2 protein-coding genes are annotated in these 23,163 nt (G+C 43.4%); one reads left to right on the top strand and one right to left on the bottom strand.

All coding sequences use genetic code 11. The annotated features are described in order from the left end of the window. Nucleotides 1–328: 328 nt before the first annotated feature. A complete protein-coding gene (locus N6A79_RS00725) occupies nucleotides 329–5,107 on the top strand; it encodes an NAD-glutamate dehydrogenase (RefSeq protein ID WP_268547614.1) in 4,779 nt (1,592 codons plus the stop codon). 303 nt (nucleotides 5,108–5,410) lie between these two features. Here the strand turns inward: N6A79_RS00725 and N6A79_RS00720 are convergent, their stop codons facing one another. Continuing rightward, a complete protein-coding gene (locus tag N6A79_RS00720; protein ID WP_268546595.1) occupies nucleotides 5,411–22,708 on the bottom strand; it encodes an Ig-like domain-containing protein in 17,298 nt (5,765 codons plus the stop codon). Nucleotides 22,709–23,163: the final 455 nt, after the last annotated feature.

Here is a 23,163-nt window from a genome sequence, read left to right as displayed (position 1 = left end):
ATTATTTTTTAGGCAAAATCACCTAATATATCACCTGTCATTTTTTCGTGATTTTTTAACAAATAAAAGCAAATTTTTAAAAGCCACCACGATAAAGCCCCAATCATAAGCCCTAAATCGAGATCTTTGCGACATTCCATTATAATTTACTGCAAAAAAATATTGGCGAAAAATTAATCAGATTGCCTTATATGTATGCAATCACTATAGTCATTTACAGAATCTAATTTATGGCTGATGAAGACTGCCATATTTCAAGTTAGATGACGCGAATAAACAGGATCATTGGGAGATTGAATTGATCATGACATCGGGTGCAGCACCATTAATGCACAAAGAAATCAAGCTATCAGATGACAATAAGGCTAATGCGGCTTTTGAAGCTTTGTTGTTTGAACATGTTCCAGAGGAAGATATTACAGCCTATGCATCAGGAGAGCTAGCCAATGCGGCGATCATTGCCCAAAAGGCGCTTCTTGCCCATGAAAATGGCGCTTCGCTTATTCGCATAGACAATGATGCGTGTAATCGTTCTGGTGAGCCAGTTAGCATTATCACCCTTGTTAATGATAACAAGCCCTTTTTGCTTGATTCTGTCATGGCTGAAATTAGCGAAAACACCCCATCAATCTATCTTGTTTCACATCCTGTTATTGATGTTGCGCAAAATGATGATCAATCTTTAAGCGTTAGCCGTGAAACAGCAAGCGGCCCTGCCCCAAGAGGCAAGCAACGCAAGAGCTTGATGCAAATCCATGTGCCATTATTGCTACCAGAACAAAGCGACATGTTAAAGCAAGGCTTAAGCGATGTTTTAGAGCAGGTTGCAGCTGCGGTGCGCGATTGGCAACCAATGCTTGACACACTTGACGATGTTGCTCGCCATTACCGCGCCCACCACCCACGTGGTCGCAGTGGTGATGCCGAGCGTGTTGCTGATTTTTTAAATTGGCTAAAAAATGATAATTTTACCCTGCTTGGCATGCGCGAATATCGCCTTGATAGCGATAAAACCAAGAAGACCAATAAAAATGAAGCTAACCTTGGTGAAGCAAGTACCGAACTTGGCATTTTGACCGATGCGTCCATTCGTGTTCTGCGTGAACATGCAATGGAAGAAATCACCCGTGAGGCCTTGTCCTTTATGGAAAGCCCTGACTTGATGATTGTAACCAAAGCGCGTATCCGTTCGCGCGTTCATCGCCGTGTTTGGCTTGATTACATTGGCGTGAAATTATTCAATGAACAAGGCGATATTGCCGGCGAATTACGCCTTGTTGGACTTTTCACCGCACCTGCTTATACAAGCTCTGTTTTGCGTATTCCTTATTTGAAGCCCAAAGCTGAGGCGGTTATCAACCGTCTTGGTTTTAATATGGAAGACCATTCTGGCCGCAGTCTCATCAATGTTTTGGAAGGCTATCCGCGCGATGAAATGTTCCGTATTGATGTTGATACACTAACAAATAATGTTGAACAAATTCTTGAACTTGGAGAGCGTCCACGCGTCCGCGTTCTTGCCGACCCCGATCCATTTGGCCATTTTGTGTCAGTGCTTGTTTTTGTGCCGCGCGACCGCTATGACAGCAAGGCGCGCGAAAAATTGGGCCAATATCTCATCAAGGTTTTTGATGGCGACTTTTTTGAATTTTATCCGCTATTTTTAAATAATGGTCTAACTCGCGTCCATTACATCATTCATCGTAAGGGTGGATCTGTTCCTGAATTTTCACAAGCCAAAATTGAAGAAGATGTTGGTGGACTTATCCGCAATTGGGAAGATCGCGTGCAACTTGCTGCTAGCAAAAAGCGCATTAATATGGATACTGTTCGCCTTGCGATGGATTTGCCACAAAGTTATCGCAACAGCTTTAGTGCCGATAGCGCCTTGCTTGACGCGGCTGAAATTCACAAGCTTTCAAAAAACAATCCGCTTGAGGTTAATTTCTATCATCACATAGAAGAAGAGCCGCAATTTGTCTCACTAAAATTATTCCATCTTGGCGATGCGCTCGAACTATCACTGCGCGTACCCTTGTTGGAAAATATGGGCTTCCGCGTCATTGCCGAACAAACCTTGGAATTGCATAATGGTGTTGGCGAAACCGTATTCCTTCACGATATGGAGCTTGAAAACGCCCATAAAACCAAGGTTGATCTTACAAAAATTGGCAAAAAACTAGCTGAAGCTTTTGAAGCCATTTGGGCAGAAGATGCTGATGATGATGCGTTTAATGGCTTAATTCAATCAGCTGGGCTTGATTGGCGCGAAATAGTTATCATGCGTGCTTATGGACGGTATTTACAGCAAGCTGGTATTCCTTATTCGCAGGATAACCTTGCACGCGCACTCAATAACTTCCCCAATATTACCCGCGATCTTTATAGCCTTTTCCGCCTGCGCTTTGATCCAACCTGCCCCCATCATGGTAGTGAGGCAAAAGAAGCTGAAGTGCGCGATCGTATTGAGCTCGAATTGCAAGATGTGCCAACCCTTGATGATGATCGTATCTTGCGTTCATTCCGCACTTTAATAAACGCAAGCTTGCGCACCAATGCCTATAAACGCGAAGCTGATGGTAGCGAACGCAAAACCCTTGCCTTTAAGCTTGATCCGCATTTGATTGATATTTTACCTGATCCGCGTCCATATCGCGAAATTTTTGTTTATGGCCCAGCGGTTGAAGGTGTGCATTTGCGCTTTGGCCCTGTAGCGCGTGGTGGTTTGCGTTGGTCCGATCGCCGGCAAGATTACCGCACCGAGGTTCTTGGTCTTGTCAAAGCCCAGCAAGTAAAAAATGCGGTGATTGTTCCAGTTGGCTCAAAGGGTGGTTTTTATCCCCATCACTTACCAGTAACCAATGACCGTGCTGCCATTGGTGAAGCTGCTCGCCAAGCCTATATCATCTATATTACCGCAATGCTTTCCATAACCGATAATATTATTGATGGCAAAGTCGTTGCGGCAAAAGATATTATCCGCCATGATGGTGATGATCCATATTTTGTTGTTGCCGCTGATAAGGGTACAGCAACATTCTCAGATACCGCTAATGCCATTAGTGAAGCCAATGATTTTTGGCTTGATGATGCCTTTGCCTCAGGCGGTTCTGCTGGCTATGACCATAAAGCCATGGGCATTACCGCAAAAGGTGCATGGGAAGCGGTAAAACGCCACTTCCGTGAATTTGATCACGATATTCAAACCCAAGAATTTAGTGCAGTTGGTGTTGGTGATATGTCGGGTGACGTATTTGGCAATGGCATGTTGCTATCAACCAAAACGCGCCTTGTTGCGGCTTTCGACCACCGCGATATTTTCATTGACCCAAATCCTGATACCTACGCAAGCTTTGCTGAGCGTGAGCGGTTGTTTAACCTACCACGTACAAGCTGGCAGGATTATGATAAGCAAAAAATTTCAAATGGCGGCGGTGTTTACTCTCGCTCGTTAAAAACTATTACCTTATCCCCCGAGGCTGCTAAAGCTATTGGCTTTAACAAAACGAGCGGCACGCCATTTGAAATCATCAATGCTATTTTGCAGGCACCTGTTGATCTTTTATGGTTTGGCGGTATCGGTACTTATATTCGTGGATCAGGTGAAAATGATGCGCAAGTTGGCGATCATGCCAATGATGCTATCCGTATCACCGGCTCGCAAATACGAGCAAAAGTGGTTGGTGAAGGTGCTAATCTTGGCATGACCCAGCGCGGCCGCATTGAATATTCAATGAAAGGTGGCCGTTGCAATACCGATGCAATTGATAATTCTGCCGGCGTTAATTGTTCTGACGTTGAAGTGAATATCAAAATCGCATTAGCAAGCGCCATGCGTCAAGGTAAACTAAGCCGTCCTGATCGCAATATTTTGCTAAAAAGCATGACCGATGACGTGTCGAACCTTGTTTTGCGCAATAATTATCTGCAACCGCTAACCCTTTCCCTGGCGGAAAAACGCGCAGTGGTTGATTTGCCTTATCAAATTCGCTTCATGCATGATTTGGAACGGGTAAAACTGCTTGATCGCCGTGTTGAAGTCCTACCAGATAATGAAGCCTTAGCTGATCGCCAAGCAAAGAGAATTGGCTTAACCCGTCCAGAATTGTCGGTTATCATGGCTTATGCCAAAATTACTTTGCAAGCGGAAATTGCAACCAATCCACTTTCAGAAGATCCATATTTTGAAACTGCATTGTTTAACTATTTCCCACCAGCAATGCGCGAAAAATATGCCGAGGAAATCAGCAACCACCAATTACGCCGCGATATTATTGCAACATTGCTTGCCAATGATGTAGTAAACCGTGGTGGACCGACTTTCGTCAATCGCTTACAAGACAAAACTGGTCATTCAGCCGAATCGGTTATTCGCGCTTTTGTTTTGGTGCGTGATAGTTTTGACTTAAATTCTCTTTATGCTGAAATTGATGCGCTTGACAATAAAATACCTGGTCTTGTGCAAAATAGCTTCTACGCAGCTATTTCGCGCATGATGTTTGCAGTGACCAGTTGGTTGTTACAAAATGTTAAATTAGATAAGCCATTAAATGAGCATATCCAGTCAATGACAGAAGCCCGCATGGCTATTGAGCCGCAATTGGAAACGCTAATTCCTGATTATATGCGTGAACAAATGGCACAAGTGGCAGCAGAGTTTGAGGCACAAGGCGCACCAAGCGCTCTTGCTAAACGCCTTGCAATGCTAGAAACAGCATCGGTTGTACCCGATATTGCTTTGGTAGCCTATCAAACAGATTCTGACCTTATTGTTGCCGCCCAAACCTATTTCAAACTTGCTGAAATATTCCGCATCAACCGCATTGAAAATGCCAGTCGCACCATACCCGTGGTTGACTATTATGATGGCATGGCGTTGGCACAAGCCAATGATACCATTATTGATGCGCTGCGCCGCATGGTGATGAAAGCCTTGCGTGACTTTAAAGACGCTGAAAATCCGGCCCAAAGCTGGCTTGAAGCCGAAGGAAGCCACATTGAAGCTATCATTAATCGGATGAATACACTGATTGAGGGCGATCTTAATATTTCCCGCTTTAGTGTTGCAGCCGGCATGATGGCAGACTTGGTGCGTAAGGGTAGTTAACGCCCAATCCTATACGCATAAAATATCTTAGGCATAAAACGCCGCCAACTTTTCAAGTTGGCGGCGTTTTTTTACTCAAAACTATGCCAAAAATACGCATCTTTTTGTTCAAAGCTACGCTGAATAGGCGATGTAACATTATTTTTAAACGCAGATAATGTGCTCTTAAATTATTTGAATTTGCATATTTGAGCGGAAGAATTTCAATTTTTTGGTAATCATAATAAGACTCTCACAAAAAAAGTCCCCTGATGCAAATCAGGGGACCTTCTATTTCATTTTTGAATTGTAGTTTTTTAAAATTTAAACAACAATTTGGCCATTAGCAAGTAGAGTTGCAAGGTCAACGTTTACGTCATTAATGGTCAATAATGGTGTTGATTCATAAGAACCACCACTACCGTCGCGATCAACGTAAAGCACGGTATTGCCACCTTCTTGCTCTACTTTGAGGTAATCTCCAATCTTATCACCAACATCGATTTTAGCAACGCCATTTGAGTCAAAATGTGCAGGTCCGTCAGCATCGCGAACATAACCAATCAAAATATCAGATAAGTCAATTCGGTCTGCATTAGCATTGGTTGCATAATTGCCAAGAGTAAACTGATCTACCGTATCATGACCATTGCCACCTGTTGCATCGTCAGCAATTGCCTCATAAAGCAAGGTTGTTTGACCTGTCCCACTCAAGATAAAGTTGTCATCGCCGCCACGACCATTAAGGATGTTTTCACCATTACCATCGGTAATAGTATCATTACCACTAGTACCATAAATGGCCTCTATATTGGTTAACTTAATGGTATAGCCAGTTGCAACATTTTGGAAAGCATCGGTAATGGCAAGACTTACGTTAATGCCAGTAGAACCAACCGCTGCAAAATCAGCAATATCCAAACCACTATCCGCATCCCAAGTGCGTTCACCATCGCCAACAACCCAGCCGCCGCCGCCATTATAGTAACGGGTGCCAGCACCAATGAAGAAAGTATCATTGTAACCAGTACCAACAATACCAACGTCAGCGCTGTAACTATTTGTATTGGCGGTTGCACCATCAGCTTCAGCTGTTAGAACATAACCATTATAAGGCTCTGTTGCTTTAAGGTTAGTCCAGCTCGAATTTACATTTTCAACTGGATTGGTACTGCTAGCAAAAGCTTGACCACCAAAGTCTTGTGAAACACCATTTTGGTTAAAGCGTAATACTGCAGTATAGGTTTCATTTGGATCAAGACCATAGAAATGGACGATTGCCGAGCTATCATTCCAACCCGTACCATATTGCGGGTTGATAATCTGACTTGCAACACGCACACCAGCTGAATTATAAATTTCAACCGTATTACCATAAAACGTATTGGAACCATCGGGACGGATGATGCGCAAATGCATGGCAGTGCCATAATCTGGCGTATTTGGATTAGTGATAACAATCGATGCTTCAGTGGTATTAGCACGTGATATGATCAAATCTTGATCACCATCCCAATCATAATCCATTGCAGCAGCACTTGCACCATTAACCGCAGCATCAAGTGCTGTTGACGTCATGATGGAACCACCAGCCGTTGCAACACCCATATCCTTGATATTTTTAATATCCCAGACAACTTGGCCGCTATCATCGGTTGTACCAGTATTATGGTAATAAAGTGATGTACCGATAGAATATTTGGCTTCAGGAACCTCAACAAGGTCCATTTTGCCATCGCCATCCCAGTCAATTGCAAGGGTTGATTTACCCATAATACCATCAGCAATGCGTTGCGGATCTTTAAGATTACCGGCACCATCATTGTAGAAGATCATACTATCGGTACCAGTTGTATTAGCAACTGCGCCAACACCTGCATCTTTTGATTGGCCAATGAATAGATCCATATAACCATCGCCATTAAAGTCGCCCCAAGTTAAGGAAATAGTTCGTTCAAAACTATCCGACTGTAAGGCTGTACCAGCAAGACCACTTGTGTTGAACACATTGGTAAAGGACTGACCCAAACTCCAATTTTGCCCTGTTGACGAACCAGTACCATTATTTTTGAGCGTCACCATATTATAGGTGCTTTGCCCAGCATAATTGCCATGGAAAACCAGATCAACAGTACCGTCATTATCAAGATCAATTGCAGATAATTCATGATCTGTTGTGAGGCTTCTAAGATCAGATGGCATTGATGAAGCAGTAACAGCACCATAACCATAGACATCAAAACGGCCAGCAGCAAAATCTGCAGTACCACTATCTCCCTTATTGTGGAAGAAGGTCGAGCTATCATTACCAGAGTCGCCGATAAAGGCATCTAGCCAACCGTCACCATCCATATCGAAAGTAATAGTACTACCAAAATGGGTCGCCGTTCCACTATTTACCAATGTTGCAACATAGCTGCCATCGGCTTGACCAATAAACATTGTCGCATTGCTGCCGCCACCATAAGTTCTATCGGTCAAGAACATATCCATATAACCATCGCGGTTGTAATCGCCATAGGTATATGAACTAAATAGCTTTTCATTGACATATTGAGCAGAAATAGCCGCATCACCAAGATTTGCCCAAGTGAGCAATTTAGGCGAACCAAAGTTGCGGAAATCATTACCATCAGCTGAATATTCAGCCATATCGGTCATCATTGTCCAGCCGCCATTATTCCCAAGTCGCAAGGACATGGAATAGGTCGCATAAGCACCGCCGGTACCAACATTTGGCGCCATATTGCTGTCAGTTGTGTCAATAGCAATTTCAAAACCTGAAGAAAGGCTACCATTTACACCGGACAAACTTTGTACAGCGGCATAATAGGTATAAAAAGTCCCATCTTTAAGTTCAGTTGGTTCGGTGAAGCTCCAGCTTGTACCGCTAACTGTGGCATAGCCGACAAAAACACTACCACGATAAACAGCAACTGTTGCACCTGCTTCAAGTTCTTCACTTAAAGTGCCGTGTAAAGTTGGTGTCGTATCATCGGTATAGCTACCAGATGGCAAGCTGTCATAAAGCTGCGTGCCGTAATCATCACTAAAATGCGTAATGCTTACAGTTGTGCTTGGTACACCATTATTAATGGTCACCTCTTTACTGCTTTCAGTACCTAAATTACCTGCAGCATCAATAACACGTGTTTTAAAGGTATATGTACCATCGGCAAGCTCTGTATCGCTATTATCCAAACTCCAGCTATCACTGCTAGCAGCATAGGTTGCATCTTGCCAAGTTTGACCGTTATCCAATGAAATTTGAACGCGTTCATTAGCTGCAAGAGTTCCGGTAACCTTTGCCGTAATAATCAAGGTTCCATCACGGGTAATAAAGTCATCACCAACATTACCTGTGTCTTCGGTAATTGAAACTATGTCTGAAGTTGCAGTTGGTGCCGCAGTATCGACATTAATATCAAATGTACTTGACTTTGTTCCTTCATTACCAGCCGTATCAGTGACAACTGCCTCAAAGCTAAATTTACCATCGCTAAAGGCTTGCGCATCAGTAACCTGATATTCCCATGTACCACCAGAAATAGTAGCAACACCCAAAACAGTTGTTACACCATTTTCATCGGTAACTTTGATAACAACTCTTTCACCATCGCCAACGCCAGCAATTGTACCTTTAAGAAGGGGTTTAGTATCATCAGTATAGCTGTTGCTGGTCGTTACATCACCAGTATTCAAGCCGATATCATCATAAAAACCAGTAATAGAAACACTAGCACTTGTTGGTGCTGTCGTATCAATAACGACTGTTTGTGATCCGCCATTGGTGACATTACCAGCAGCATCAATGACGCGGGTCGCAATTGAGTGGCTACCTTCAGATAAAGCATTACCAGTGTTATCATAGCTCCATGTATTATCGGCAGAATTATAAACAGCATCTACCCAATTACCACCATCGATCGAGATTTGAACTTTTTCATCTGATGCTAAGGTCTGTGAGACACTACCATGGATGGTCAAGGTCGTATCACTGGTGATAAAATCACTGTCGCTAAAGCCTGTATCGGTTGTGATACCGGTAATACTGGCGGCAGAAGTTGGTGCTGTAAGATCAAGATTGATATCAAAGACGGTGGAAGTTTTACCTTCATTACCAGCATTATCGGTAACAACGGCTTCAAATCTATATTGACCATCGGTTGCAAAAGCTTGGGCATCACTGACCTGATAGGTCCAAGTGTTACCGGTAACAGTTGCATAGCCAAGTAAGATTTTCTGTCCATCTGGCCCAGTAACTTTGACCGCAATACGATCTCCATCCTGCATGCCAGTAACCGTCCCTTTAAGAAGCGGCGTTGTGTCATCGCTCGATGTACCAGAAACGGTCATTTCCCCTTGGATCAAACCAACATTATCGGTAAATCCGCTAATAGCAATTTCATATCCATCAATTGGCGCCGTTTTATCAATAGTAACATTCTGAGTGCTACCAACTGTCACATTACCGGCAGCATCAATAACACGGCTAGTAATCGTGTGAGTGCCTTCCGATAAAACACTACCAGTATTATCATATGTCCATGTATTGGTATCAGCATCATAGACAGCATCAACCCATGTGCCACTATCAATCTGAATCTGTACTTTTTCACCTGTTGCTAAGGTTTCAGAAACAGTTCCATTTATAATAAGCGTATCATCATTGGTGATGAAGTCAGTTGCACTTGTGCCGGTATCATCACTAATGCTGGTTATTGATGAAGAAGCAGACGGCCCAGTTAAGTTAAGATTGATATCAAAACTCGCTGATATAGTTCCTTCATTGCCTGCATTATCAGTAACAACGGCTTCAAAGCTATAATCACCTTCTGCAAGTGCTTGCGCATCTGTCACCTTATACTGCCAAGTACCATCGGTCACGGTTGCATAACCAAGCACAGTCTTTACACCATCAGCACCAGTTACCTTAATAACAATGCGATCACCATCTTCGAGCCCTGTTACAGTACCCTTCAACAATGGTGTTGTATCATCGGTTGATGTACCAGATGTGGTCATATCACCTTGGATCAAACCAACATCATCAGCAAAACCAGTGATAGATATCGTTGCAGATGTTGGGCCTTGTGTATCAATCGTTATATCATGGGAGGTTGAAGTTGATGGATTACCAGCAGCATCACGAACGATGGTTTCAATAATATAACGACCATCGCTTAGCGCATGAGAAGCATCATTATGATTAACACTATAAGTGCCATCATCATTGCGTGTCGCTTGTATCCAATCGCCAGCCGAGCCACTTGCAGGTTTAATCCGCAACCAAACGGTGTCACCGGCTTCCAAACTGCCATTGATAGCAATGGTATAGATCAAAGTATTGTCACTGGTGATAAAATCACCTGTGTCAAAACCAGTATCCTCGCTAATTGATTGCAAGGTAGCAGTTGTAGTTGGGCCTTGAGTATCAATTGTTACATCAAAACCTGTACCTGTACTTTCATTGCCTGCCGCATCGGTTGCAGTTACAGTAAGACTATGATCACCTTCAGTCAAAGGATCTGTGGTAACAGACCACTTGCCATCACTGCCAACTGTTGTTGTTCCAACCACATTCCCATCGCTATCTTTGATCGTGATGGTTGCACCAACTTCGCCAGAACCACTAAAGGTCGGTGTTGTATCATCGGTTGATGAGCCAGATGTAATCGCCCCTTGGATAAAGCCAACATCATCGCGCACTTCATCAATCACTGGCGCTGCTGGCGCTGTGCCATCAATTTCAATGCCGAATATGACACTACCCTTGGTGCCTGCTGCATTTTCAGCATTAGCAGTAAAGCTATAAACACCATCAGCAAAATCTGTTGTTGGTGTTAATGTCCACACACCATTGCTATCAGCTGTGGTAACACCAACAACCACCGTTTGCCCTTCACTATTTACATAGCTTACGGTTACAGTTGCATTAGCACTTGTGCTACCAACCATTTGCGGACGGCGGTCATCAGAAACACCATTATTGCCAACATTACCTTGGATTGAACCAAAATCATCAACAAAATGGTCAAAACCAACAATGACATTGCTGCTATCAACTGTAAAGTCAAAGCTAGGACTTGCAGCGCTTGTATTACCTGCAGGATCGGTCACGGTGATGCTGATTGAATGATCACCATCAGCTAAGGCTGAAGGAGAATAACTCCAAGAGCCATCAGCATTAATTGTTGTTGTACCAAGAACCGTATCGCCATCCTTAATGGTAACAACACCGCCAGCTTCACCAACACCCGCATTGCCAGAAAGCACAGGTTGCTTGTCATCAGTTGTATCATTTGGTGACAAGGCACCTGTTACATCACCAACATTATCGGTGATGGTTGGCATTGATGGAGTTGATGGCGCAGTAGTATCAAGCACAATTGGATAGCCGCCCGTCATATTGCTAAGTTGACCTGCCGCATCATTTGCCTGCGCTTTAATTGTATAAGTACCATCGCCTTTGGCAAAAGCTGGGCTGATTTCCAAGGTCCAATTACCATTGCTATCAACAACAGTTGTACCACCAATAAAGCTTGTTCCATCTGGAGCGGTAACATGAATGGTAATGGTTGAACCAGCTGTACCGGTACCGCCAACAACAGGCGTTGTATCATCAGTCACGCCATTTTGCTGCAAGCCACCTGTAACTGCACCCTCATTATCGCTAACGCTGGTGATAGCTGGATCAGATGGTGCTGCACCCACAACGGTGAAGTTCCAATCAGTCGTTGCTGGGCCAATATTACCTGCCTTATCAACCGGACGAGCTGATAAAATATAATCGCCAGGAATTAATTGTGGGCTTGGGTCAAAACTCCAAGATCCATCAGCATTAACTGTTGTTGTACCGATAAGCGTTACATTACCTTCGGCGTCCTTATTATAAATATTGATGGTTGAAGCATCATCTGGATCAACCGAGCCTGCCGCACCATCATAAGTTGGTGTGCGATCATCGGTTGGATCACCACGATTGATTGTACCTTGGATCGTGCCAAAATCATCAACAAGATCCAACTTGCTTTCATCAATCGCATTTGGTGCCGTGGTATCAATATTAAGATCAAAACTAGCCGATTTCGAGCCTTCATTGCCTGCATTATCAGTAACAACGGCTTCAAAGCTATAATCACCTTCTGCAAGTGCTTGCGCATCTGTCACCTTATACTGCCAAGTACCATCGGTCACGGTTGCATAACCAAGCACAGTCTTTACACCATCAGCACCAGTTACCTTAATAACAATGCGATCACCATCTTCGAGCCCTGTTACAGTACCCTTCAACAATGGTGTTGTATCATCGGTTGATGTACCAGATGTGGTCATATCACCTTGGATCAAACCAACATCATCAGCAAAACCAGTGATAGATATCGTTGCAGATGTTGGGCCTTGTGTATCAATCGTTATATCATGGGAGGTTGAAGTTGATGGATTACCAGCAGCATCACGAACGATGGTTTCAATAATATAACGACCATCGCTTAGCGCATGAGAAGCATCATTATGATTAACACTATAAGTGCCATCATCATTGCGTGTCGCTTGTATCCAATCGCCAGCCGAGCCACTTGCAGGTTTAATCCGCAACCAAACGGTGTCACCGGCTTCCAAACTGCCATTGATAGCAATGGTATAGATCAAAGTATTGTCACTGGTGATAAAATCACCTGTGTCAAAACCAGTATCCTCGCTAATTGATTGCAAGGTAGCAGTTGTAGTTGGGCCTTGAGTATCAATTGTTACATCAAAACCTGTACCTGTACTTTCATTGCCTGCCGCATCGGTTGCAGTTACAGTAAGACTATGATCACCTTCAGTCAAAGGATCTGTGGTAACAGACCACTTGCCATCACTGCCAACTGTTGTTGTTCCAACCACATTCCCATCGCTATCTTTGATCGTGATGGTTGCACCAACTTCGCCAGAACCACTAAAGGTCGGTGTTGTATCATCGGTTGATGAGCCAGATGTAATCGCCCCTTGGATAAAGCCAACATCATCGCGCACTTCATCAATCACTGGCGCTGCTGGCGCTGTGCCATCAATTTCAATGCCGAATATGACACTACCCTTGGTGCCTGCTGCATTTTCAGCATTAGCAGTAAAGCTATAAACACCATCAGCAAAATCTGTTGTTGGTGTTAATGTCCACACACCATTGCTATCAGCTGTGGTAACACCAACAACCACCGTTTGCCCTTCACTATTTACATAGCTTACGGTTACAGTTGCATTAGCACTTGTGCTACCAACCATTTGCGGACGGCGGTCATCAGAAACACCATTATTGCCAACATTACCTTGGATTGAACCAAAATCATCAACAAAATGGTCAAAACCAACAATGACATTGCTGCTATCAACTGTAAAGTCAAAGCTAGGACTTGCAGCGCTTGTATTACCTGCAGGATCGGTCACGGTGATGCTGATTGAATGATCACCATCAGCTAAGGCTGAAGGAGAATAACTCCAAGAGCCATCAGCATTAATTGTTGTTGTACCAAGAACCGTATCGCCATCCTTAATGGTAACAACACCGCCAGCTTCACCAACACCCGCATTGCCAGAAAGCACAGGTTGCTTGTCATCAGTTGTATCATTTGGTGACAAGGCACCTGTTACATCACCAACATTATCGGTGATGGTTGGCATTGATGGAGTTGATGGCGCAGTAGTATCAAGCACAATTGGATAGCCGCCCGTCATATTGCTAAGTTGACCTGCCGCATCATTTGCCTGCGCTTTAATTGTATAAGTACCATCGCCTTTGGCAAAAGCTGGGCTGATTTCCAAGGTCCAATTACCATTGCTATCAACAACAGTTGTACCACCAATAAAGCTTGTTCCATCTGGAGCGGTAACATGAATGGTAATGGTTGAACCAGCTGTACCGGTACCGCCAACAACAGGCGTTGTATCATCAGTCACGCCATTTTGCTGCAAGCCACCTGTAACTGCACCCTCATTATCGCTAACGCTGGTGATAGCTGGATCAGATGGTGCTGCACCCACAACGGTGAAGTTCCAATCAGTCGTTGCTGGGCCAATATTACCTGCCTTATCAACCGGACGAGCTGATAAAATATAATCGCCAGGAATTAATTGTGGGCTTGGGTCAAAACTCCAAGATCCATCAGCATTAACTGTTGTTGTACCGATAAGCGTTACATTACCTTCGGCGTCCTTATTATAAATATTGATGGTTGAAGCATCATCTGGATCAACCGAGCCTGCCGCACCATCATAAGTTGGTGTGCGATCATCGGTTGGATCACCACGATTGATTGTACCTTGGATCGTACCAAAATCATCAACCAGATCCAACTTGCTTTCATCAATCGCATTTGGTGCCGTCGTATCAATATTGAAATCCAACGAGGCACTTGAATCACTTGCATTACCCGCAGCATCGGTTGCTGTCACTGTAATCGAGTGATCGCCTTCACTAAGTGGGGTATTGGGCGTTAACGACCAGTTACCATCACTATCAACAGTTGTTTCACCAATAATTGTATCGCCATCTTTGATCGTAATAATCGAGCCTACTTCGCCCGTGCCAGAAAATTCTGGTTGGGTCTCGTTGGTGCTACTACCAGCGGTTATTACACCGGTATTAGGCTCAGTATTATCGGTCGCGGTGGGGACAGCGGGAGTTGCAGGCGCAGTCGTATCAACGGTAAAGTCAAGCGCCGCACTTTCTTCACTGGCATTACCAGCCTTATCGATCTCAGTAACAGTGATAGAATGATTACCCTCGCTTAACGCGGTTGAAGGGGTTAATGACCAATTACCATCACTATCAACGGTTGTTGTACCAATAACGCTATCGCCATCCTTAATTGTAATTGTTGAACCTACTTCGCCTGTGCCACTAAATACAGGTTTTGTTTCATTTGTACTACTTCCAGCAGTAATGACACCCGTCTTAGGCTCAGTATTATCGTTAGCCGTTGGAACAGCTGGTGTTGCAGGTGCCGTAGTATCAACATTAAAATCAAGCGATGGGCTTGGGTTACTTGCATTACCAGCGGTGTCTGTTTCTGTTACCGTTATCGAATGACTGCCCTCACTTAGCGGTGTATCAGGCATGAACGACCAATTTCCCTCACTATCAACTGTAGTTGTGCCAAGAACTGTATCGCCATCTTTAATGGTAATAGTTGAGCCAACCTCACCTGTGCCTGAAAGTTGTGGACGTTTATCATTGGTATCGCTACCAGATGTAATTACACCAATATTTGGCTCAGCATTATCAGTTGCTACTGGCAATGCTGGTGTTTGTGGTGCTGTTGCATCAACCTCAAGCGTAAAGGTGGTTGTAATAGTATTACCAGCTGCATTTTTAGCTTCAGCAGTAAAACTATAAGACCCATCGGCAAGATTTTCAGTTGGTGTTAGTGTCCACGTGCCGTCACTATTAGCGGTTGTTGTGCCAACAATCACTGTTTGCCCATCACTATTTACATAGCTTACGGTTACAGTCGCATTAGGCGTTGCATTACCATTAAATACTGGCTTTTGATCATCGGTTATACCACCTGTTGCAACATTACCAGTTATTGAGCCAACGCTATCAACAAAATGATCAAAGCTTACAACAACTTCGGTCGTGTCAACAATGAGATCAAAACTATCACTTGCATTACTGGCATTACCAGCACTATCGGTAATTGTTACAGATATAGAATGGCTGCCTTCACTCAGTGCAGGTGGTGTATAACTCCAAGAACCATCGGCATTTATTGTGGTTGTACCAAGAACAGTATCGCCATCCTTAATGGTAACAACACCGCCTGCTTCGCCAACACCCGCATTACCTGAAATAACCGGACGCTTATCATCAGTTGTATCATTTGGTGCAAGCACACCTGTTGTTTCACCAACATTATCGGTAATAGTTGGTATTGATGGAGTTGATGGTGCAGTGGTGTCAAGCTCAATAGGATAACCAGTTGTCATTCCACTTAATTGGCCTGCTGCATCACTTGCTTGTGCAGCAATAGTATAAGTACCATCACCTTTGGCAAATGCTGGATTAATTTCTAATGTCCAACTACCATCAGCTGCAACAACCGTTGTTCCACCAATAAAGGTTGAACCATCAGGCGCAGTTACATGGATAGTAATAGTTGAACCAACGGTACCAGTACCATGAAGAGTTGGTGTTGTATCATCGGTAACTTCATTACGTTGCAAATCACCGGTGACATCACCAACATTATCAACTATGCGCGAAATCACTGGAATTGAAGGCGCTGCGCCAACAACTGTAAAGTTCCAATCTGGTGTGGCATCACCTTCATTACCCGCTTTATCAACTGGTCGGGCAACAAAAATATAGTCTCCGGCGGTAAGAGCAGTCTGAGGATCAAAACTCCACGAACCATCAGCATTAACTGTTGTTGAGCCAATGAGGGTTAACGTACCATCAGAGCCCTTGTTATAAATATTAATTTTTGATGCATCAGCAGGATCAACGGAACCTGCAGCACCCTTATAGGTTGGGGTGTGGTCATCAGTTGAATCGCCGCGATTAATTGTACCCTGAACTGGTCCAAAATCATCGACAAGATCCAATTTTGTTGTATCAATGGCTGATGGTGCCACAGTATCAATATTGAGTACGAAACTATTTGATTTTGAACCTTCATTGCCAGCATTATCTGTGACAACCGCTTCAAATGTATAATCACCATCCAAAAATGCTTGTGCGTCACTTACTTGATATTGCCATGTTCCTGCGCTGACTGTTGCTTCGCCCAATATTTTGGTAATACCATCCGATCCTGTCACTTTAATAATGACACGATCTCCCGTTTCAAGACCAGCAATGGTTCCCTTGAGTAACGGAGTTTTATCATCTGACGAACTGCCAGATTGCGTAATATTACCGGTAATTGCGCCAACATTGTCAAAATAGCCACTAATAGTTACAGTTGCATCATTAGGTGCAGTTGTATCAATAATGATAATTTGGCTTGAAATTGCAGAACTATTACCTGCTGCATCACGTACAATGGTTTCAATAACATAATTGCCATCAGCTAAAGAATGTGCTGCATCATTATGGTCTATGCTATAGGTACCATCACCATTATCAACGGCCTTTATCCATTCGCCAACACTACCATCTTCAGACCTAATTCGCATCCAAACAGTATCGCCTGTTTCCAAAGTGCCATTAATGCTTATGGTATAGATAAGCGTAGGATCATTGGTTACAAAGTCGGCGTTATTAAAGCCAGAATCATCGCTGATTGATTGCAAAATTGCTGTCGATGTTGGTGCAGTTGTATCAATTGTTACATCAAAGCCAACACCACTACTTTCATTGCCTGCTTGATCAGTGGCAGTAACTGTAAGGCTATGATTACCTTCTGCAAGTGGGTTGGTTGTGATAGACCATGTCCCATCACCGGCAACAGTTGTTTGACCAACAACATTGCCATCTTCATCCTTGATTGTAATGGTTGCGCCAACTTCACCGCTACCTGTAAAGGTTGGTGTTGTATCATCGGTCGATGAGCCAGATGCAATAGCACCTTGAATGAAGCCAACGTCGTCAAGCACATCGTTAATAACCGGAGCTGCAGGCGCCGTTCCATCAATATTAATGGTGAAATAAGCGTTGCCTTTAGTACCGGCAGCATTTACCGCTTCAGCCATAAACCCATAATTTCCATCAATAAGATCTGTTGATGGTGTAAGGCTCCATGCACCAGTGCTGTCAGCGCTTGTTGTGCCAACAATAATTTTTGTACCATTACTATCAACATAGCTTACCGTCACAACGGCATTAGCAGTTGCTTTACCCACCATTTGTGGTGTGCGGTCATTACTGATACCACCATTGTCAATATTACCTGTAATTGGATCAACATTGTCAACAAAATGATCAAAACTTACAACAACATTACTGGTATCGACATGAATATCAAAACCATCACTAGGGTTACTTTCATTACCTGCTTGGTCGGTCACTGTAATTGTGATGGTATGATCGCCTTCGCTAAGCGCAGGCGGTGTGAAGCTCCATGAGCCATCTGGGTTAATTGTCGTTGTACCAAGCACTGTATCACCATCTTTAATAGTGATTGTACCACCAGCTTCGCTTGCATCTTCTTGACCCGAAATAACCGGACGGCTATCATCTGTTGTGCCATCAGGAGCAAGCGCACCTATTACATCTCCAACATTATCTGTGATTGTTGGCAAAGACGGCGTTGCCGGAGCTGATGTATCAAGAACAATCGGATATCCACCGGTTATATTGCTAAGCTGACCAGCTATATCACTTGCTTGCGCTTGAATAACATATTGTCCATCCCCCTTATTGAAAGCTGGGTTGATTTCCAATGTCCAGACACCATTACTTCCAACGATAGTTGTACCACCAGTAAAACTTTCGCCATTAGGGCCAGTAACATAAATAGTGATGGTCGAACCAGCAGTACCCGTACCGCGCACAACCGGTGTTGTATCATCAGTCACGCCATTTTGCTGCAAATTACCGGTAACGGGTGCTTGATTATCGCCAACACTGGTAATAGCAGGATCAGCAGGGGCCGCACCAACAACAGTAAAATTCCACTCCGTTGTTGCCGGGCCTTCATTACCCGCTTTATCAACTGGACGCGCGGTAAAAATATAATCACCTGGTGTTAAAGGTGGATTGGGGTCAAAAGTCCATGAGCCGTCCGCATTAACTGTTGTTGAGCCAATAAGATGAATATCACCAAAGGCATCCTTATTGTAGATATTGATTGTTGCAACATCATCAGCGTCCACAGAGCCCGCAGCTCCACTATAGGTGGGTGTGCGATCATCAGTTGAATCACCAGATTGAATTGAACCTTGAAGCGGCCCAAAATCATCAATAAGATCAAGACTATCATTGTTGATAGCACTTGGTGGCGTAATATCAATTGTTATAGCAAAACTATTAGATGTTGACCCCTCATTACCAGCATTATCAGTCACAACTGCTTCAAAATGATAATCACCTTCTGCAAATGCTTGACTATCAGTTACCTGATATTCCCAAACACCATTATTAACGGTTGCTTCACCAAGAATAGTGGTTACACCAGCAGCGTCGGTAACCTTGATGATGATACGGTCACCATCTTGCAAACCAGAAATAGTACCTTTTAACAACGGTGTTGTATCGTCGCTTGATGTACCTGATTGGCTAATTGTGCCCGTGATAGCGCCAACATCATCAAAATAGCCACTAATGGCAACAATTGCTCCAGTTGGGCCTTGCGTGTCAATTGTAATCGCCTGCGAAGAAATTTCCGATGGATTACCAGCCGCATCACGAATAATAGTCTCAATTGTGTAGCGGCCATCAGCTAAAGAATGTGCAGCATCATTATGATTAACACTGTAAGTGCCATCATCATTGCGTGTCGCTTGTATCCACTCACCACTTGCGCCAACATCGGGCTTAATACGCATCCAAACAGTATCACCTGCCTCGATGTCGCCATTTATGCGGATCGTATAGATGAGCGTTGTATCATTTGTAACAAAATCAGTTGAATCAAAACCGCTATCGTCACTAATCGAGCTAAGCTCAGCTGTTGCCGTTGGCCCTTGTGTATCAATTGTTACATCAAAACCAGTGCCGGTGCTTTCATTACCAGCAGTATCGGTTGCGGTGATGCTAAGATTATGGGAACCTTCAGCTAAAGGATCCGTAGTTAGCGACCAATTGCCATCATCATCTACAGTTGTTTGACCAACAATAGTACCATCACTATCCTTGATTGTAATTGTCGTGCCAGCTTCTGCGGTACCGCTAAAGCTTGGCGTTGTATCATCGGTTGAAGAACCAGAACTAATCGGACCTTGAATGAAGCCTACATCGTCTAGAACTTCATTAATAATTGGGGCGGTTGGTGCTGTAGCATCAATTTCAATATTAAAATATGCATCATCTTTAGTACCAGCAGCATTAACAGCTTCCGCTGTAAAACCATAAGTGCCATCAGAAAATTCGGTTGTTGGTGTCAAAGTCCAAGCGCCATTGCTATCAGCAGTGGTCACGCCAACAATAATTTTTTCACCATCACCATTAATATAGCTTATCGTAATCGTTGTATTGGCTGTAGCATTACCCACCATGACGGGAGTGCGATCATCGCTCACCCCATTAATATCAACATTACCCTGAATAGAGCCAACATTATCAACAAAATGGCTAAAACTTACTTCAACATTACTGGTGTCAACTGTAAGGTCAAAACTTGGACTTGGTTTACTTTCGTTACCTGCCATGTCAGTTACAGTGACAGTGATTGAATGATTACCTTCAGACAAAGCTGGAGGGGTAAAACTCCAAGATCCATCCGGCTCAACCGTGGTTGTGCCAATAACAGTATCTCCATCCTTGATGGTAATTGTGCCGCCAGCTTCTTCACTGCCTACATTACCTGAAAGCACCGGCTGCTTGTCATCGGTTGTGTCATTTGGCGACAAAGCTCCCGTTACATCGCCGACATTATCGGTTAAAATCGGTTGCTGCGGTGCGTTTGGTGCAAGTGTATCAAGAATAACCGGATAACCGCCGGTCATGGCACTAAGCTGTCCAGCCGCATCATGGGCTTGAGCCGAAATAGTATAAGTGCCATCGCCCTGTGCAAAAGCTGGACTAATTTCAAGGCTCCAAACACCATCGGCATCTACAACAGTTGTGCCGCCAATAAAGCTTGTACCATCAGGATTTTGCACATAAATGGTAATAACTGAACCAGTTTCGCCTGTTCCAGTTACCACTGGCGTGGTATCATCTGTTACGCCATCTTTTTGTAACTCACCAACGACAGCACCTTCATTATCGGTTACGTTTGTAATGGCTGGGTTTTGCGGTGCATCACCAAAAACTGTAAAGTTCCAACCACTTGTTTCAGGGCCAATATTGCCAACCTTATCCACAGGACGAGCGGTAAAAATATAATCACCCGCATCCAAAGATGGGTTAGGGTCAAAGCTCCAAGAACCATCAGCATTAACTGTCGTCGAACCAATAAGCGTTACATTACCATCAACGTCTTTATTATAAATATTAATTGAAGATGCATCATTAGGATCAATTGAACCTACGCCACCGCTATAGGTGGGAATGTGATCGTCTGTTGGTCCGCCATGGGCAATAGTGCCTTGATAGAGGCCAAAATCATCAACAAGATCCATCAATGTTTCATCAATGGCAGCAGGCGGCGTTGTATCAACTTCAAACTCAATCGGTGTGCTTGAATCGCTTTGATTACCAGCCTTATCTGTTTCGGTCACAGTAATCGAATGACTACCATCACCGAGCGGTGTTTCTGGCTTAAATGTCCAATTACCATCGCTATCAACGGTTGTTTCACCAATGATAGTATCACCATCCTTAATAGTAACCGTTGCGCCAGCTTCACCTTTCCCTGAAAATTCTGGTTGATTATCATTGGTGCTACCGCCACTTTCAATTGTACCAATAAATGGTTGGGCATTATCAGTTGCATTTGGAACTGATGGAGTTGATGGCTTAATTGTATCAACTTCAAACTCAATCGGCGCACTTGCATCGCTTTGATTACCAGCCTTATCTGTTTCGGTCACAGTAATCGAGTGGCTACCCTCACCAAGCGGTGCTTCTGGTTTAAATGTCCAATTACCATCGCTATCAACGGTTGTTTCACCAATGATCGTATCGCCATCTTTGACAGTAATTGTTGAACCTGGTTCACCTTTTCCAGAAAATTCTGGCTGATTATCATTGGTGCTGCCACCACTTTCAATTGTGCCAATAAAAGGTTCTGCATTATCAGTTGCATTTGGAGCTGATGGCGCATTTGGCGCTTGGGTATCTACGGTAAATTCAAATGGATTGCTATGAGCGCTTTCATTGCCAGCACTATCTGAAGCAGTATAGGTAATAGAATGAGCACCATCAACCAAATCTGTATCAGGCTGCCAGCTCCAATTTCCATTACTATCAGCAACAGTAGAGCCAATAAACTGGCCATTATCATAAAATTTTATTGTCGAACCTGCAGCAGCGGTACCGGAAAACGTTGGACGTGCGTCATTAGTGCTATCGCCATTTGCAATATCACCTATAATGGCTTCAACACTATCATAAACACTACTAAGGCTAGGAACAGCAGGTGGAGTATTATCAACAACTGGTGGCGGCGATTGATCAGAATCGGAGCCTGAGGATCCTGAAATCCCAGCAGCAAGCGCACCAGCGCCAAGCAATCCAAGCAATACTGCCGTTGCATCAATACCATCATTTAATTCGTGATAAATGACGTCAGGGTCTTCAATACCATCTTGACCTGATAATGCCTTGGTAAAGTCCACCAACAACAATACTTCACCGCCACTTAGCAATAAGTTATTGAATTCTAATCCATAGGTAAAGAAATTCTTAATAACAAGCTTTTCACCATCTTTAAACTCAATGACCAGATCGCCACCTTCGCGGGCGTAATTTGCAATATCCCCCTTGGCTGCATCAATGTAAAAATTGCCAGCTTCGTTGGACGCATTAACAACGCCCGACTTACTGGTGATTTTTGTATCAACATGGTTATTCAAAACGGATTTACTAGTCATTATCTTTACCCCACTTAACGCTCTGCGCGCATAAATGATTTACTCATGCCGATAGCCTCTCAAATTAGAAATAATTTGAGATAACACCAACAAATCAAATAATATTATTATATAGTCAAATATAATAACGAAGCTCAAACCTATAAAATAGTATAAATTAACATTGAAAACAAAATCTACAATATAACATGCAGAACACTAGGTAAGTCAAAAATATAATCAAAAATATAACTATAATTAATTGACTTATATTATAAGTATTAAAAAATAAAAGCTTATAACTATGATTTTAATAATTTGTATTTCAAAAAGATTTCTCATCCAAGCTACTCCTATTCAAACGAATAAAAGGTATATTGGTTCCACTGGACTCAAAATATTGATTTTTTGGTCAAAAATTGTAGTAGAGCAGATTTAAAAAATCAGGACTGCTTCTTAAGGTTTATTTTAGCTTC

Origin of the sequence: Bartonella sp. HY761 (assembly GCF_026743145.1) — a bacterium.
Lineage (GTDB): Bacteria > Pseudomonadota > Alphaproteobacteria > Rhizobiales > Rhizobiaceae > HY038.
The sequence above is the reverse complement of the archived record's forward strand: the minus strand, read 5'-3'. Positions and strand labels throughout refer to the sequence as shown.